This is a genomic window from Microbacterium sp. HSID17254 (assembly GCF_003989315.1).
GTDB lineage: Bacteria > Actinomycetota > Actinomycetes > Actinomycetales > Microbacteriaceae > Microbacterium.
Genome location: NZ_RBLT01000020.1, coordinates 58,398 through 73,045, shown reverse-complemented (window position 1 = coordinate 73,045; position 14,648 = coordinate 58,398). Strand labels below are relative to the sequence as shown.

Genomic DNA, 14,648 nt, shown 5'->3' with positions numbered 1-14,648 from the left:
GTCCCGCCGACCGCCTGCCTGCCGAACGCGCCCTCTCCGCGGCGGTCGCGGTCTCGCGGGGCACGGTCGTGTCGGCCTATGCGTCCCTCGCCGAGCAGGGCCTCGTCGAGCGCCGGCAGGGGAGCGGGACCACGGTCGCGGGGGCGAGGACGACCCCCGCGGCGGACCGCCGTCCCGGCCGCGGCGAGGCCCTGTTCTCGGCTCTCCCCAACGCGATCGACCTGCTCCGCACGGTGCCGCAGATCCCGGACCTTGGTGTGCAGCTCATCCGCGACCACCAGCCGCGGCTCGACCTCGCCCTGCTCCCGGAGACCGACCCCGCGGGGCTCCCGGCGCTCCGCGAACTCATCGCCGACATGTACCGCGCCGAGGGGACGCCGACCACGCCCGAGCAGATCCTCGTGACCCACGGCGCGCAGCAGGCCATCAGCCTCGTCGTCAACGCGCTCGTGGAGCCCGGCGACGTCGTGCTCGCGGAGGAGATCACCTGGCCGGGCGTGACCGACTCCGTGGGGCTGCGCGGCGGCACCGTGCACGGCGTGCCGATGGGCGCGGACGGCCTCGACGTCGACGCGCTGGAGCAGGCGATGGCCCGGCTGCGTCCCGTGCTCGTCGCGCTCAACCCGCACCACCAGAACCCGACGGGGACGCGACTTCCCGCGGCGGCGCGCCACCGCGTGGCCGAGCTCGCCGCGCAGTACGGGGTCCCCGTGATCGAGGATCGCGTCGTCGCCGGTATCTCGTTCGACGGGGTCGTGCCGCCCACGCTCGCCTCGGAGCGGCCGGACGCCCCGGTGCTCGTCGTCGAATCCGTGTCGAAGTGGGCCTGGGGCGGGCTGCGGATCGGGTGGCTGCGGGCCGACCCGGTGCTGGTCCGGCGGCTCCGCGGCGCCCGGCAGCTCGCCGACCAGTCCACGAGCGTGCCCGGCCAGCTCCTCGCACTCGACCTCATCGCGCACGCGACGGAGCTCCGCCGCGCCAACAGCCGCGTGCACCAGCAGCGGCTCCTCCTGCTGCACGAACTGATGGCCGCGCACCTCCCCGACTGGACCTCCGACGCCCCTCGGGGCGGACTCGCGCTGTGGGCGGCGCTGCCTCGGGGCTCCGCATCGGCTCTCGCGCGGGTCGCCGCGGCGCATGGCGTCTCGATCGCGGGCACCGGGGCCTTCGCGGTCTCGGCCGCCGCGCCGGACGACCACGTGCGCCTGCCGTTCACCGCTCCGGACGACGTGCTCACCGAGGGGGTGCGCCGCTTGGGCGACGCCTGGCACGAGTACCGGGAGACTCTCAGCAGCCCTGCCTAGGGTGACCGCATGACACCGGTGCCGCGTCCCACCCTCTGGATCTGCGTCGCGGGCGTGCTCGCCGTCACCGCGTACGCCGCCCTCGCCGCGGTGCAGATCCTCGTGCTGAATCCGCTCGCCGCGGCTCCGGGCGACCTCTCGCTCGACGAGGTCCGGGCCGCGATGTCGAACGCCGGGGAGAGCCTCATGGCTCCGACCGTCCTCGGGATCCTCGGCGCGGGCGTGTGCCTGGGAGTCGGGACGGCCGTCGTCTGCCTCCTCACGCGGGCTCCGGCGGTGGTGGCCGGCATGACGTTCCTCGCGCTGCTCATGGGCGGGGCTCCGGCCTACTTCGTCGCGTCGTTCGGCCCGGGCATGGGGCTCGCCGACACCTTCGGCATCAGCGGCGCCGATGCCTCCCCGTGGGCGCTGCCCCTGTACGCGGTCAGCGCGCTCGCCGCGGTCGGGGTGCTGGTCGGGGCCGCGCTCACGTCCCGCCGCCGCGGACCGGCGCCCGCCACCGTCTGACGATCGCGGCCGATCCGGCCCGCTGCTCCCCTTGGCGGGACTAGCGTTGGTCCATGGTCAACTATCGCTATCTCGGCAACAGCGGTCTCAAGGTCTCGGAGATCACCTACGGCAACTGGGTCACGCACGCCTCGCAGGTCGAGGACGACGCCGCGGTCAAGACCGTGCACGCCGCCCTGGACGCCGGCATCACCACGTTCGACACCGCGGACACCTACGCCAACACGGCCGCCGAGGTCGTGCTCGGCAAGGCTCTGGAGGGCCAGCGTCGCGAGAGCCTCGAGATCTTCACCAAGGTCTACTTCCCGACCGGCCCCAAGGGTCCGAACGACACCGGCCTGAGCCGGAAGCACATCATGGAGTCGATCAACGGCTCGCTGCAGCGCCTCGGCACCGACTACGTCGATCTCTACCAGGCGCACCGCTTCGACTACGAGACCCCGCTGGAGGAGACGTTCCAGGCCTTCGCCGACGTGGTCCGTCAGGGCAAGGCGCTCTACATCGGCGTCTCGGAGTGGACGGCGGAGCAGCTCCGCGAAGGGCACGCTCTGGCGAAGCAGCTCGGCATCCAGCTCATCTCCAACCAGCCGCAGTACTCCATGCTGTGGCGGGTCATCGAGGGCAAGGTCGTCCCGGCGTCCGAGGAGCTCGGCATCTCGCAGATCGTCTGGTCGCCGATGGCGCAGGGCGTGCTGAGTGGGAAGTACCTCCCGGGCCAGCCGGTGCCGGAGGGGTCGCGGGCGACGGATCAGAACTCGGGCGCGGGCTTCATCAAGAGCTTCCTGCAGGACGAGATCCTCACCGCGGTGCAGCGCCTCAAGCCGATCGCGGAGCAGGCGGGACTGTCGATGCCGCAGCTCGCGATCGCGTGGGTGCTGCAGAACCCGAACGTCGCGGCGGCCCTCGTCGGCGCCTCCCGTCCGGAGCAGCTCGCCGACACGGTCAAGGCCTCTGGCGTGAAGCTCGACGCCGACACCATGACCGCGATCGACGAGGCTCTCGGCGACACGGTCAACCGCGACGCCGAGCACACCTACTCGGTGTCGCCGAAGTCCCGGCTCGTCTAGGCCTTCGAATCGCGCAAATGGTCCCATTCCGTCAAGGAATGGGACCATTTGCGCGATTCGGGCGGGTTACTCCTTGACAGCCCCGGCCGTGAGGCCCTGAACGATCCAGCGGCTGGCGAGGGCGAACATCACCATCGTCGGGAGGATCGTCAGCACGGCCGCGGCGCTCATGGAGCCCCAGTCGATGTTGAACGTGGAGATGAAGCCGTTCAGCGCCGAGGGCACGGTGCGGTTCGCATCGGTGTTCATCAGCACGACCGACAGGAACAGCTCGTTCCAGCAGTTCACGAAGTTGAAGATGAACGCGGCGATGATGCCAGGGGTCATCACCGGCACGAGCACCCGGAACAGGGCGCCCAGGCGCGAGCAGCCGTCGATCATCGCTGCCTCCTCCAGCGCGTCGGGGACGTTCTCGAAGAAGCCCCGCAGCATGACCGTGGAGAACGGGATGCAGATCGCGATGTAGACGAGGATGAGGCCGGGCTTGGTGTCGACGAGTCCCAGGTCGGTCATCATCGAGTACAGCGGTCCGAGGGCGATGAACGCCGGGATCATCTGCGTCAGCAGGAACGCGATGAGCACCGTGCCTTTGCCGCGGAACTCGAACCGCGCCAGCACGTAGGCGCTGAGCAGGGCGATGAGCGTCGCCACCGCGCCGGCCGACACCGCCACGATGGCCGAGTTCGCCAGGAACGTCCCGAAGGAGCTCTTCTCGAACAGGCTCGTGAAGTTGTCCAGCGAGGGCTCGCTCGGCCAGTACTCGATCGGGAAGCGGTTGATGGTCCCCGGCGACTTGAACGCGGTGAGCGTGATCCAGTACAGCGGGAACAGCGTGATGAGCAGCCACAGGCCCAGGCCGACGAGACGCACCACGCCGCCCACCGTGACGCGGGGCTTGGGGCGCGGGGCGGCCTTCGGGTCGGGCACCGTGATGCGACGGGTCTCGGTGACCGAGGAGCCGGTCCGGACGGATGAGGTGATGGTCATCGCTGCACTCTCCGCATCGCCATCAGGTAGAACGCGCAGAACACCATGAGGAACGCCACGACGATGAGCCCGATGGCGCTCGCGATGCCGTAGTTGCCCTGCTGCGTGTAGTTGATCATCCACGTCGTGATGATGTGGGTCTGGTTGGCCGGGCCGCCGTTCGTCATCGCGTAGATGATGTCGGGGAAGTTGAAGATCCAGATCACGCGCAGCAGGATCGTCAGCAGCAGCGTCATCGAGATGTACGGGATGATGATGGAGAACAGCTGCCGCACTTTGCCGGCGCCGTCGAGGCTCGCCGCCTCCAGCATCTCGTCCGGCACCGACTGGAGAGCGGCGAGGATCATGATCGCGAAGAAGGTCACGCCGTACCAGATGTTCGCGACGATCACGGCGAACATCGCGAGCTTCGGGTCGGCCAGCCACGGCAGCGGGGCGTCGATCAGACCGGCCTTCATGAGCAGGTCGTTGACGACGCCGAATTCGGCGTTGAACATCCAGCGGAACAGCATGCCGATGAGGAAGCCGGACACCGCCCACGGGAAGAACACCAGCGCCTGGTAGAGGCCGCGGAAGCGGAACCGCTTGCGCAGGGCGAGCGCGATGAGGAACCCGATCACGAGCTGCGGCACGAGCGAGCCGACCACCCAGAGCACGGAGTTCCACGCCACGGTCGGGAACGCCGGGTCGCGGAAGACGGCGAGGAAGTTGTCGAAACCCACGAACGGCGTCGACGTCAGGTCCCACAGGTTCCAGTCGTGGAAGGCCATGCGGGCGCCCTGCAGCATCGGCCAGTAGGTGAACCAGCAGACGAAGACGATCGCGGGCGCGAGGAAGGCCAGCAGCGTGAGGGCGGTGCGGCCCCGGAAGGGGCGACGACGCGATGCCGGGGAGGCCCCGCCGGCGGTGCCGACGGAGCCCCCTTCACGGATGGTGCGGGCCACGGATCAACCCTTCTCCGCGGCGTACTTCTCGGTCCAGAACGCGTCCCACGAGGCGAGGAGGTCCTTGGTGGACATGTTGCCCAACAGCACGCTCTGCACGTCCTGGTCGGACTTCTGGATCCACTCGGTCCACCAGCTCACGCCGCGCGGCTGACGCACGTTGACGTAGGTCTCCGGGTCCTCGGTCATGGTGACGTAGCTGGTCCAGGGGCCGGTGGAGTAGAACTCGTCGTCCGCGGCGGCCGCGATGATCGGAACGAGGCTGTTCGCCTGCGCGAACTCGGTGGCGGGCTCGGCGGACGACAGGAACTCGACGAGCTTCACCGCGGCCTCCTTGTGCTCGCTGTTCTCCGCGACACCCCAGCCGGCGACGGCGAGGGGCTGTGCGGCCTTGCCGGACGGGCCGACGAGCAGCGGCGCGGTGTCCCACTGGTCCTCGGTCAGCGAGGAGTCCTGCACCGTCGCGATGACCTCCGGGTCCTGCAGGAGGAAGGCCGTGGTGCCGTTGGTGAACCCGGCGACCATCTCGGGGTAGCCCCACGAGACGGCGGACGGCGGCGAGGCTTCCTTGAACAGGTCGAAGTAGTCGTCGACCGCCTCCTGCGCTTCGGGGGCGGCGAAGATCGTCGAGCCGTCCTCCATGAGGAACGCGTCCTCCGTGTCGAGGCCGTCGATCGTGTAGGCCTCGATCGCGGCGACGACGTTGCTGTTCGCGTTCTGACCGCCACGGAACGCGTACCCGTAGATGTTGTTCGACGGGTCCTGGATCGCCGACGCCTGCTCCAGCAGGTCCTTCCAGCTGTGCGGCGGGCCGTCGAAGCCGGCCTGCTCGACGAGGTCGGTGCGGTAGAACAGCGACAGGCCGTAGAAGCCGTAGGGGACGAAGTAGCTCTTGCCGTCTTCCGCGACCGAGGCCGACTGCGCGTTCTCGGTCAGGGCGTCCCAGCCGTCCCACTTCTTCAGATCGGGACCGAGGTCGTAGAGCCAGCCGTTGTTCGCGAACGGCCCGACGGTGATGTCGCGCACCTCGAGCACATCGACGCCCTTGCCGGACTGCAGCATCTGCTGGATCTTCTGGTCGGCCTGCTCGGTGGGCGGGGAGACGAGGGTGACGGTGATGTCGGGGTTGTCCTTCTCGAACTCGTCGAGCAGTCCGCGGAGGAGCTCCGTGCGCGCCGGGTTCGTCAGGCTCTCGACCATCTGGAGGGTGACGCTGCCGTCGCCGCCGGACGAGCCGGAGCCTCCGGAGCAGCCGGTGAGTGCGAGGACGGCGACGGTGCCGACTCCGGCTGCGGTCGTCAAGATCTTGTTCTTCACGATGTGCCTCTCGGTGGGGGTGGGTGGTGTTCGGGTGGGTCGTGCGGGAGGTGGTGCGGGTCAGGGGAGGATGAGGGCGTCGGCGGGGCGGATGCCGGCGCGGCGCAGGATCGCGGGGACGCAGCGCTCGACGAACGCCTCGATGTCGGAGGCCTCCGTGTACAGGTGCGCGGACAGGCGGAAGTAGCCGACGCCCCGGAAGCTCGTGAACGCGGTCTCCACGCCGACCTCGTCGAGGAGGTCCATGCGCAGCGCGTCGGCCTCCTCGCGGGTGGCGCCGAGGCCGAGCGGCAGCCGGATGAGTCGCATGGACGGCACCGGGGAGGGGAGGGGGGTCAGCGGGTCCTCGTCGCTGAAGGGGCGCAGGGCTTCCGCGATGAGCTCGGCACCGGCGTCGGCACGCGCGGCCATGGCGTCGCGGGCGGCCGCCCATCCGAACTCCGCCTCGATGAACTCGATCGCGGTGGGGGTGGCGAGGTACGTCGTCGCATCGATCGTGCCCTGGGTGTCGAAGCGCTCGGGGTACGGCTCGCGCGCGGCCCAGGAGTCGATCAGCGGCCAGAGCTCGTCGCGGTCGGGGGCGGTGGTGACGAGGAGGGCGGAGCCGCGCGGGGCGCAGGGCCACTTGTGCAGATTCCCGAACCACCAGTCGCCGCCGGCGACGGCCGCCGCATCCGGGATGAGGCCGGGGGCATGGGCGCCGTCGACGAGGGTGCGCACGCCGCGCTCGGCCGCGAGGTCGGCGATGCGGCGGGTGGGCAGCAGGCGGGCGGTGGGCGAGGTGATCTGGTCGACGACGAGCAGCCGCGTGCGCGGGGTGAGGGCGTCGGCGAAGAGCTGCACGATCTCGTCGTCGTCGGCGAGCAGGGGCAGGGCGACCGTGCGGACGGCGGCGCCGAACCGGCGGGCGAGACGCTCGGCGCCCATGGTGATGGCCCCGTAGCCCTGGTCGGTCACGAGGATCTCGTCGCCGCTGTCGAGCTGGAGGGCGTTGTAGACGACCGTGGCCGCGGCGGAGGCGTTGGGCACGAACACGCTGTCCTCCGCGCGGGCGCCGACGAACGGAGCCGTCCGCTGCCTCGCCTCCTGCACCCGCTCCGCGATCCGCGGGAACCACTCCACGGGGCTCAGATCGGCACGGCGGCGCAGGGCGTCCTGATGGGCGACCACCACCGACGGCACCGCCCCGAACGACCCGTGGTTGAGGTGGATCACCGTCGGGTCGAGGGGCCAGGCATCGCGCGCTCGCAGGCCGGAGTTCAGCGTGAGCGGAGCGGGGAACTGCGGAGCGGGCATCGGACCTCATCGGTGAGCGGGGGCGAGTTGTTGCACAACTTTGCCACACGCCTTCGGTTTTGGCTACGAAACCGCGAAGATGAAACATAGTTGTCATACGAGTTTGCGACGCCGGGGGCGTCCGACAGACTTCACGAGGGGTGGGGGAGTGGCAGAGAGGATGACGATGAGCGCACTGGACACGGCGCTGCACGGCCTGCGGGCTCTCATCGCCGACGGCGCCCTGCGCCCCGGTGACCGGCTGCCGAGCGAGGGGGAGCTGTGCGAACGGCTCGGTGTCTCGCGCGGGTCGCTGCGCGAAGCCATCCGGACCCTCGCCGCACTGGGCGTGCTGGAGACGCGGCACGGTTCCGGCAGCTACGTCAGCGAGCTCCGCGCGGCCGACCTCATCGGCAGTCTCTCCCTCACGGTCGGACTGCTGCCGATGGCCGGGGTGCTGGAGCTGACGGAGCTCCGACGGGTGCTCGAGCCGCACGCGGCGGCGCTCGCCGCGGCGCGGATCGACGAGGACACGGTCGCCGCGCTCGACGAGGTGCTCACGGAGATCGAGTCGACGACGGACTTCGAGGCGCAGTCCCGCCTCGACCACGAGTTCCACATGGCGATCTCGTCGGTCGCGGGCAACGAGGCCCTGACGAGCCTGATCGACGTGCTGCGCTCCCGCTCCCGTGCCTACCGGATCTCCGACCCGGAGGATGCCGCGGAGCTCAAGATCCACTCCGACGCCGGCCACCGCGCGATCCTGCGCGGCCTCGCCGCCGCGGATCCGGTGGCCGCCTCGGCCGCCGCGTCCGCCCACGTCGCCTACACCGAGTACTGGGTGCGGCGGTACTCCGGCCTCTGACTCCTGGTTTCCCGGCCGAGCCACCCTCTTTCGTGCGCCCCGGCCCTATTCGGACGTCCGGAAGGGGGTGGGCGGCACCGAAGGGGGTGGGTCGGCGAACGGGGTCAACCGAGCGTGATGTCGACCTGGATCTCGGACGCGAGGCGCTCGAGGTCGGCACGCAGGGCGTCGAGGTCGACCGTCGGCGGGACTTTCGCGATCACCGACGCCTCGAACAGCCTCCCGCCGGCCATCGCGGCCTCCCGGGTCTCGGTCGTGAGCTCCTCGATGCTCAGGGCATGCGCGTTCAGCACCGCCGAGACCTCGCGCACGATGCCGGGGCGGTCGTTGCCGAGCACCTGCATCACGAGCAGCTGCTCCTCGTCCTCGGACGGCCCTGGCGTGCCGGTGAGCACCGAGAGCGTGAGCAGACCCTGGCCCTGGATCCCCCGGAGCGCGGTCTCGAGCTCCCCGGTGCGCTCCGTCGGCACGGACACCTCGATGACACCCGCGAACGTGCCGGCGAGCTCGGCGAGGGAGCTGTTCTCCCAGTTGCCGCCATGGGCATCGACGACATCGGCGACGGCGGCCACGAGGCCCGGACGATCGGCACCCGCGACAGTGAGGATGAGTGTGGTCATGGGGTCAGCGTAACCCGAGGATCAGTCCGCCCAGACCCCGGTCTCCAGGAATCGCTCCAGCCGCGCACGGTGCGGGGCGAGGTCCCACCCCTGCTGCGCGACCCACTCGTCCGAGTAGTACGTGCCGGCGTACCGCACACCGCTGTCGCAGATCAGGGTCACGACGCTGCCGGTCTCGCCCGCGGCACGCATCCGGGCGATGAGCTGGAACGCGCCGTAGAGGTTCGTGCCGGTGGAGCCGCCCGCCCAGTGCAGGGTGCGCTCGCGAAGGAGCCGGATCGCGGCGATGGAGCCCGCGTCCGGCACCTGGATCATCTCGTCGATCACGGACGGCACGAAGGAGGCCTCCACCCGCGGCCGCCCGATGCCCTCGATGCGGCTCGGGTGTCCGGCCGGCGGGTCGACCGTGCCCGCCCAGCCGTCGTAGAAGGCCGAGCCCTCGGGGTCGACGACGGCGATCCTGGTGTCATGGCGGCGGTACTTCACGTAGCGGCCGAAGGTGGCGCTGGTGCCCCCGGTGCCGGCGCCCGTGACGATCCAGCGGGGGATCGGATGCCGCTCCTGGGCGAGCTGGCCGAACACGCTGTCGGCGATGTTGTTGTTGCCGCGCCAGTCGGTCGCACGCTCCGCGTAGGTGAACTGGTCGAGGTAGTGCCCGGTGCAGTCCGCCGCCAGGCGCTGCGCCTCGGGGGACATGTCCTCCGCGCGATCCACGAAATGGCAGGTGCCGCCGTAGAACTCGATGAGGTCGATCTTCTCCTGCACCGTCGATCGGGGCACGACCGTGATGAACTTCAGCCCCAGCATCCGGGCGAAGTAGGCCTCCGACACCGCGGTCGACCCGCTCGACGACTCCACGAGGGTCGTGTCCTCGCGGATGCGCCCGTTGACGAGTCCGTACAGGAGGAGGGAGCGCGCGAGGCGGTGCTTGAGGGAGCCGGTCGGGTGCACCGACTCGTCCTTGAGGTAGAGGTCGATGCCCCACTCCGGCGGCAGCGGGAACAGGTGCAGGTGCGTGTCGGCGCTGCGGTTGGCATCGGCTTCCAGCAGGGCGATCGCGGTGCTGGTCCAGTCGCTCATGCCCTCGAGCGTACCGGCCGGGGTCAGCCCACCGTGCCCGCCGGGGAGGCACCGCCCGATCCGTCCACGTGCATCAGCGAGGCCTGGGACTGCTCCTGCTGGAGCTGGAACTCGAAGCGCGAGCGGTCGCCGCGGTGGTACGCGATGAAGTACTCGATCGGCAGGCCATCCTCACTGCGGCTGATGCTGCGCAGGCGGAGGAGGGCGGAGCCGGCGCTCACACCGAGATGCTGAGCCTGCTCGTGCGTGGCGACCGTCGCCTCCGCGGAGCGGACGCCGTGCGTGGCGATGATGCCGTGGTCGGCGAGCAGCCGGTACAGCGACGCCTCGGTGAGGTCGGCGCCGAGCGTCACCGCTCCCACCGCCTCCGGCATCCACGTGGTCGAGAGCGACCAGGGCTCGCCGTCGACGTGCCGCAGCCGCTCCAGCACGATCACCGGCGATCCGACCGGCACCTCGAGGGCGAGGGCGACCTCCTCGTCGGCGACGGTCTGCTCGTGCCGGAGGACGTCGCTGTGCACGTGCCCGCCGCGCCGCTCGACGTCGTCGTACAGCCCGACGAGCGTGTGCACGAGACTCTCGCTCGTGCGCGGGCGGGAGACGAACGTACCCTTGCCCTTCACGCGCTCGACGAGTCCCTCGTGCTCGAGCTGGGCGAGCGCCTGGCGCACGACCGTGCGGGAGATGCCGTAGCGCTCGCACAGCCGGTGCTCGCCGGGAAGAGGATCGCCCGGCTGCAGACCGTCGCGGGCGATGCCGTCGATGATGAGCTGCCGGAGCTGGTCGTACATCGGCGCCGCGCTGTGGCGGTCGATCGCATCCTCGATGAGAGACATCAGTACGCCACCCCCGCGTGCAGGATCACGTTCGCATACGGGGTGAACTCCCCCGAGCGCACGAAGGCACGGGCGGCGTGCGTGCGCTCCTTGAACTCGACGTGCGGGACGAGCTCGATCTCGAAGCCTGCGTCGGCGAAGCGCTCGCGCAGGGCGTCGAGCACCTCCGGACTCTTCTCGGCGACCTCGGCCGACACCGTCGCCCCCTCGACCACGAGCTCCGCGAGCACCGTGTCGAGCACGTCGAGGAACGCGGGAGCGCCGGGACGGTAGGCGAGGTCGATGCGCTCGGAGCCCGGCGGGATCGGCAGCCCGGCGTCCGTCACGACGATCAGATCGGTGTGCCCGGTCTCGCTGATGACGCGGGAGAGCGCGGGGTTGATCGTGGTCGAGGTCTTGCGCATCGTGTGCTCCTGGTTCAGTTCGCGACGGGGGCCGCGGTGCGCGCGGCGAGGAAGGCCTCGACGTCGGCGCGGTGGGGGAGGCTCGGTGACGCCCCCTGCTTCGTGACGGTGAGGGCGCCCGCGGCGGTCGCCAGCCGCACCGCATCGGTGAGGGCCGCTCCGCTCGCGAGCGCGGCACCGAGGTAGCCGGCGTAGGCGTCGCCCGCGGCGGTGGTGTCGACCGCCTCCACGGGGAACGGCGGGACGACGGTGGCGCCTTCGGTGGTGACGACGCACGACCCCTGCCCGGCCAGGGTGATGACCGCGGCGCCCACGCCCTGCTCCAGGAACCAGTGCCCGGCGCGCTCGGCGGAGGCGGCGTCGGTCACCTCGATGCCGCTGATGAGTGACGCCTCGGTCTCGTTCGGGGTGACGATGTCGATGCTGCGCCAGATCTCCGGTGCCAGCTCCGCCGCCGGTGCCGGGTCGAGGATCACGGTCATCCCGTGCTCGCGACCGCGCGCGGTGATGTGCGCGGTCAGCGCGGACGGGGTTTCGAGCTGGGTGAGCAGGACGGAGGTCGTCGGGGCGAGAGCCGCGAGGGCCTCGTCGATCTGCGCCGTGCTGAGGGCGGCGTTGGCGAGCGGCACCATGACGATGTCGTTCTGCGCGGAGGCGTCGACGCGGATGTGCGCGATGCCGGTGGGGCCCGGCACGGTACGCAGGTGCGCGAGGTCGACGCCGGCCGCGGTGAGCCCGTCCACCACGAGGTCGTGGAACAGGTCGTCGCCGACGCAGCCGACGAAGCTCGTGCGGGCGCCGGAGCGCCCGGCCGCGACGGCCTGGTTCGCGCCCTTGCCGCCGAGCATCAGCGTGAACTCGTCGCCGAGGATGGTCTCGCCGCGGGCGGGGAGCCGCTGGGAGAAGGTCGTGACGTCGGCCGTCACGCTGCCGACGATGACGACGCCGGAGCGGTCGCCGGGGTGTGCGGGTGTCATCTCGCTCCTGATCCTCCTCGACAGCGCGGGGCTCCCGGTCTTTGACAAGGTTCGGGAGCTGTCATTACATTAGCCGAAGCCCCACCTGTAACGACAGGTTGCCCGCGAGGAGACCCCGATGACCGCGATCGCCCCCCGCCTGTACGTCGACAGCGCCGACACCGACCGCGTCTCGCGGCTGCTCTCCGCCGGGGTGGTGCACGGCGTCACGACGAACCCCACGATCCTCGAGCGCGGCGGGCGGACGGCCGCGGAGATCCCCGACCTCTATGCCCGCTGGGTGGACGAGGGAGCACGGGAGGTCTTCTTCCAGACGTGGGGCGGCGACACGGACTCCTTCCTCCGGAACGCGGAGGGCATCCGCGCGCTCGGCGACCGGGTGGCGGTCAAGGTGCCCGCGACCGCAGCGGGTTTCGCGGCGGCCTCGGCCCTCGTCCGCGACGGGGCCACGGTCCTCGTCACGGCGGTCTACTCCGTCGCGCAGGCGCTCGCGTGCGCCTCGATCGGCGCCCAGTACATCGCGCCCTACCTCGGACGCATGCGCGACGCGGGCATGGACGGCGACGCGCTCATCGCCCGGATGCAGGAGATGTGCGCGGGCAGCGGCTCCAACGTCCTCGCCGCCTCCCTGCGCTCCGCCGACGACATCACGGGGTTGCGCGCAGCCGGGGTGCCCTACTTCACCGCCGCGCCCGACGTGCTCGACCAGCTGCTGTTCCACGAGGTGAGCGACAGCTCGGCAGCGGAGTTCGACGCCGCGATGCAGCGCCTCGGGGCCTGACGGCTCAAGCCGACGCGGCCTGCCGCAGCCACCGTTCGACACCCGCGATGTGGGCCGTGGCGAGGGAGGTCGCCAGCGCCGAGTCGCGCTGGGCGATGGCATCGGCGATGGCGCGGTGCTCCGACAGGGTGCGCTCCACGGCGCCGCCCTCCGTGAGACCCCGCCACACGCGCGCCCGGACCGTCTGGCTGCTCAGGTGCTCGATGAGGCTCGCGAGGTAGGCGTTGCCCGCCATGCCCACGATCTCGCGGTGGAAGCGGATGTCGTGGTCGACGAGCTCCTCGATCCCGACGGACGCGTCGACGGCCTCTACCTCCTCCTGCAGGGCCGCGATCGCCTCGTCCGTGCCGAGGGTCGCCGCGAGACCGGTGGCCTGCGATTCGAGCATCCGGCGGACGGCGAACATCTCCAGCATCGAGTCGTCGTCGTGCATGTCCACGACGAAGGCGATCGCCTCCAGCAGCAGGTGCGGCTCCAGGCTCGTGACGTAGGTGCCGTCGCCGCGGCGTACGTCGAGCACGCGGATGACCTCCAGTGCCTTGACCGCCTCGCGCATGGAGTTGCGGGAGAGGCCGAGGCGCTCGGACAGCTCCTTCTCCGGGGGCAGGCGATCGCCGGGGGCCAGTTCGCCCGACACGATCATCGCCTTGATCTTCTCGATCGCCTCGTCCGTGACTGCCATGGCGCTCATCCTCGCACAACATCCGATGTCTGCGGCAGGATGGGGACATGCGCATCCTCGACTCGCACCTGCACCTGTGGGACCCGGAAGCCCTCGGGTACACGTGGCTCGAAGGACCGCTCGCGGGGCGCTTCGGCGCCGACGAGCTCGAGCGTGCGCGGGTGGAGCGGGCCACGGACGAGCGGGCCGTGTTCGTGCAGGCCGAGACCATCGAGGATGACTTCCTCGCGGAGGTGCGGTGGGTGGCCGGGCAGGCGGAGCGGCTCGGGGTGGTCGGCATCGTCGCCGGCGCTCGGCTCGATCGCGGTACCGACACCACGGTGCACCTGGAGAGTCTCACCGCGGAGCCCCTGGTGGTCGGGGTGCGTCACCTCCTGCAGGGGGAGCCGGACGGCGTGATGCTCTCGTCGGCCTTCATCACCGGAGCCCGGGAGGTCGCGGCGCACGGGTGGACCTTCGACGCGTGCGTGCGTGCCGCGCAGCTCCCGGACCTCGCACGACTGTCGGGCGCGATCCCCGAGCTGCGGATCGTGCTCGACCACCTGGGCAAGCCGGAGGTCGGGACGGCTTCTGCTCCGCGCACGCCCTCGGTGGAGTGGGAGCGGGACCTCGCCGAGCTCGCGCGACACCCCGGGGTGTTCTGCAAGGTGTCCGGACTGCCCGCGGAGGCCGGAGGGGACTGGAGCCTCGCGCAGCTCGAACCCTTCCTCGACACCGCGGCCGACGTCTTCGGTCCCGAGCGCCTGATGTGGGGGAGCGACTGGCCCGTGTCGGCGGTCGGCCCCGTCGAGCATGACGGCCCGCACGCTCCCGCCGACGGTGCGCCGGTGTATCAGCCGTCCGCCCGCAGCCGCTGGGCCGACGCCGTGGCGACGTGGGCCTCCTCCCGCGGCATCGATCACGACGCCCTCTTCCACGTCACCGCCACCTCCGTCTACTCCCTCTAACCCCCCGCCCCCTTACGCGGGGGAGTGCGATATGCCACCTCCGGAGCCCCGTCCG

The 14,648-nt window shown here is 70.9% G+C and carries 16 protein-coding genes; 6 read left to right on the top strand and 10 right to left on the bottom strand.

Annotation, left to right across the window (positions count from 1 at the left end):
* The 3 genes from D8M34_RS12435 to D8M34_RS12425 form a co-directional block, all read left to right on the top strand.
* Positions 1-1,304 (top strand): aminotransferase-like domain-containing protein (locus D8M34_RS12435; protein WP_148113055.1); only part of this gene is annotated, 1,304 nt, incomplete at its 5' end.
* 9 nt (positions 1,305-1,313) lie between these two features.
* Positions 1,314-1,811 (top strand): hypothetical protein, encoded by a 498-nt coding sequence (locus D8M34_RS12430; RefSeq protein WP_126894158.1) that lies wholly within the window; start codon positions 1,314-1,316, stop codon positions 1,809-1,811.
* 53 nt (positions 1,812-1,864) lie between these two features.
* On the top strand, positions 1,865-2,878 hold the full coding sequence (locus D8M34_RS12425; protein ID WP_126894157.1) for an aldo/keto reductase family protein: 1,014 nt from the start codon (positions 1,865-1,867) through the stop codon (positions 2,876-2,878).
* A 66-nt stretch (positions 2,879-2,944) separates the two neighbouring features.
* Here D8M34_RS12425 and D8M34_RS12420 read toward each other — a convergent pair whose 3' ends face one another.
* From D8M34_RS12420 to D8M34_RS12405, 4 genes are read right to left on the bottom strand one after another with little or no spacing between them, the layout of a single operon-like run.
* Positions 2,945-3,865: a carbohydrate ABC transporter permease gene (locus D8M34_RS12420; protein WP_025105357.1), complete on the bottom strand. Its 921-nt coding sequence runs from the start codon at positions 3,863-3,865 to the stop codon at positions 2,945-2,947.
* Positions 3,862-4,809 (bottom strand): carbohydrate ABC transporter permease, encoded by a 948-nt coding sequence (locus D8M34_RS12415; RefSeq protein ID WP_025105358.1) that lies wholly within the window; start codon positions 4,807-4,809, stop codon positions 3,862-3,864. Before D8M34_RS12415 ends, D8M34_RS12420 begins: the two co-directional genes overlap by 4 nt.
* Before the next feature lie 3 nt (positions 4,810-4,812).
* Positions 4,813-6,126 carry an ABC transporter substrate-binding protein gene (locus D8M34_RS12410; RefSeq protein ID WP_025105359.1) on the bottom strand — a complete coding sequence of 438 codons (1,314 nt, stop codon included), beginning with the start codon at positions 6,124-6,126 and terminating at the stop codon, positions 4,813-4,815.
* A 60-nt stretch (positions 6,127-6,186) separates the two neighbouring features.
* Complete coding sequence (locus tag D8M34_RS12405; RefSeq protein WP_025105360.1) at positions 6,187-7,422, bottom strand: aminotransferase class V-fold PLP-dependent enzyme; 1,236 nt, start codon at positions 7,420-7,422, stop codon at positions 6,187-6,189.
* 166 nt (positions 7,423-7,588) lie between these two features.
* Between D8M34_RS12405 and D8M34_RS12400 the strand changes: the two genes are divergently transcribed.
* Positions 7,589-8,266 carry a FadR/GntR family transcriptional regulator gene (locus tag D8M34_RS12400; RefSeq protein ID WP_085605550.1) on the top strand — a complete coding sequence of 226 codons (678 nt, stop codon included), beginning with the start codon at positions 7,589-7,591 and terminating at the stop codon, positions 8,264-8,266.
* A gap of 104 nt (positions 8,267-8,370) precedes the next feature.
* Here D8M34_RS12400 and D8M34_RS12395 read toward each other — a convergent pair whose 3' ends face one another.
* The 5 genes from D8M34_RS12395 to D8M34_RS12375 are packed head-to-tail and all read right to left on the bottom strand — an operon-like array spanning position 8,371 to position 12,183.
* Entirely contained in the window at positions 8,371-8,886 is a 516-nt protein-coding gene (locus tag D8M34_RS12395; protein WP_025105362.1) for a glycine cleavage system protein R, read from the bottom strand.
* A gap of 21 nt (positions 8,887-8,907) precedes the next feature.
* Positions 8,908-9,966 (bottom strand): PLP-dependent cysteine synthase family protein, encoded by a 1,059-nt coding sequence (locus D8M34_RS12390; protein WP_060922363.1) that lies wholly within the window; start codon positions 9,964-9,966, stop codon positions 8,908-8,910.
* 23 nt (positions 9,967-9,989) lie between these two features.
* A complete protein-coding gene (locus D8M34_RS12385) occupies positions 9,990-10,802 on the bottom strand; it encodes a GntR family transcriptional regulator (RefSeq protein WP_025105364.1) in 813 nt (270 codons plus the stop codon).
* The gene (rbsD, locus tag D8M34_RS12380; protein ID WP_025105365.1) at positions 10,802-11,206 is read right to left on the bottom strand and encodes a D-ribose pyranase; all 405 of its coding nucleotides are present in this window, start codon (positions 11,204-11,206) and stop codon (positions 10,802-10,804) included. The genes D8M34_RS12385 and rbsD overlap by 1 nt, the downstream gene beginning before the upstream one ends.
* A 14-nt stretch (positions 11,207-11,220) precedes the next feature.
* Positions 11,221-12,183, bottom strand: coding sequence for a ribokinase (locus D8M34_RS12375; RefSeq protein ID WP_085605544.1), 963 nt, complete (start codon positions 12,181-12,183; stop codon positions 11,221-11,223).
* Between the two features lie 118 nt (positions 12,184-12,301).
* Between D8M34_RS12375 and D8M34_RS12370 the strand changes: the two genes are divergently transcribed.
* Complete coding sequence (locus D8M34_RS12370) at positions 12,302-12,964, top strand: transaldolase family protein (RefSeq protein WP_025105367.1); 663 nt, start codon at positions 12,302-12,304, stop codon at positions 12,962-12,964.
* A gap of 4 nt (positions 12,965-12,968) precedes the next feature.
* Here the strand turns inward: D8M34_RS12370 and D8M34_RS12365 are convergent, their stop codons facing one another.
* The gene (locus tag D8M34_RS12365; RefSeq protein WP_025105368.1) at positions 12,969-13,646 is read right to left on the bottom strand and encodes a FadR/GntR family transcriptional regulator; all 678 of its coding nucleotides are present in this window, start codon (positions 13,644-13,646) and stop codon (positions 12,969-12,971) included.
* Positions 13,647-13,693: 47 nt separating this feature from the next.
* Here D8M34_RS12365 and D8M34_RS12360 point away from each other — a divergent pair, with 47 nt between their 5' ends.
* Positions 13,694-14,593, top strand: coding sequence for an amidohydrolase family protein (locus D8M34_RS12360; RefSeq protein ID WP_085605540.1), 900 nt, complete (start codon positions 13,694-13,696; stop codon positions 14,591-14,593).
* Positions 14,594-14,648: the final 55 nt, after the last annotated feature.

What these genes read in the sequence shown, in the direction of transcription:
- D8M34_RS12430 (WP_126894158.1), top strand. Translation starts at nt 1,314, where the DNA reads ATGACACCGGTGCCGCGTCCCACCCTCTGGATCTGCGTCGCGGGCGTG.
- D8M34_RS12425 (WP_126894157.1), top strand. Translation starts at nt 1,865, where the DNA reads ATGGTCAACTATCGCTATCTCGGCAACAGCGGTCTCAAGGTCTCGGAG.
- D8M34_RS12420 (WP_025105357.1), bottom strand. Translation starts at nt 3,865, where the DNA reads ATGACCATCACCTCATCCGTCCGGACCGGCTCCTCGGTCACCGAGACC.
- D8M34_RS12405 (WP_025105360.1), bottom strand. Translation starts at nt 7,422, where the DNA reads ATGCCCGCTCCGCAGTTCCCCGCTCCGCTCACGCTGAACTCCGGCCTG.
- D8M34_RS12400 (WP_085605550.1), top strand. Translation starts at nt 7,589, where the DNA reads ATGAGCGCACTGGACACGGCGCTGCACGGCCTGCGGGCTCTCATCGCC.
- D8M34_RS12395 (WP_025105362.1), bottom strand. Translation starts at nt 8,886, where the DNA reads ATGACCACACTCATCCTCACTGTCGCGGGTGCCGATCGTCCGGGCCTC.
- D8M34_RS12390 (WP_060922363.1), bottom strand. Translation starts at nt 9,966, where the DNA reads ATGAGCGACTGGACCAGCACCGCGATCGCCCTGCTGGAAGCCGATGCC.
- D8M34_RS12385 (WP_025105364.1), bottom strand. Translation starts at nt 10,802, where the DNA reads ATGTCTCTCATCGAGGATGCGATCGACCGCCACAGCGCGGCGCCGATG.
- rbsD (WP_025105365.1), bottom strand. Translation starts at nt 11,206, where the DNA reads ATGCGCAAGACCTCGACCACGATCAACCCCGCGCTCTCCCGCGTCATC.
- D8M34_RS12375 (WP_085605544.1), bottom strand. Translation starts at nt 12,183, where the DNA reads ATGACACCCGCACACCCCGGCGACCGCTCCGGCGTCGTCATCGTCGGC.
- D8M34_RS12370 (WP_025105367.1), top strand. Translation starts at nt 12,302, where the DNA reads ATGACCGCGATCGCCCCCCGCCTGTACGTCGACAGCGCCGACACCGAC.
- D8M34_RS12365 (WP_025105368.1), bottom strand. Translation starts at nt 13,646, where the DNA reads ATGGCAGTCACGGACGAGGCGATCGAGAAGATCAAGGCGATGATCGTG.
- D8M34_RS12360 (WP_085605540.1), top strand. Translation starts at nt 13,694, where the DNA reads ATGCGCATCCTCGACTCGCACCTGCACCTGTGGGACCCGGAAGCCCTC.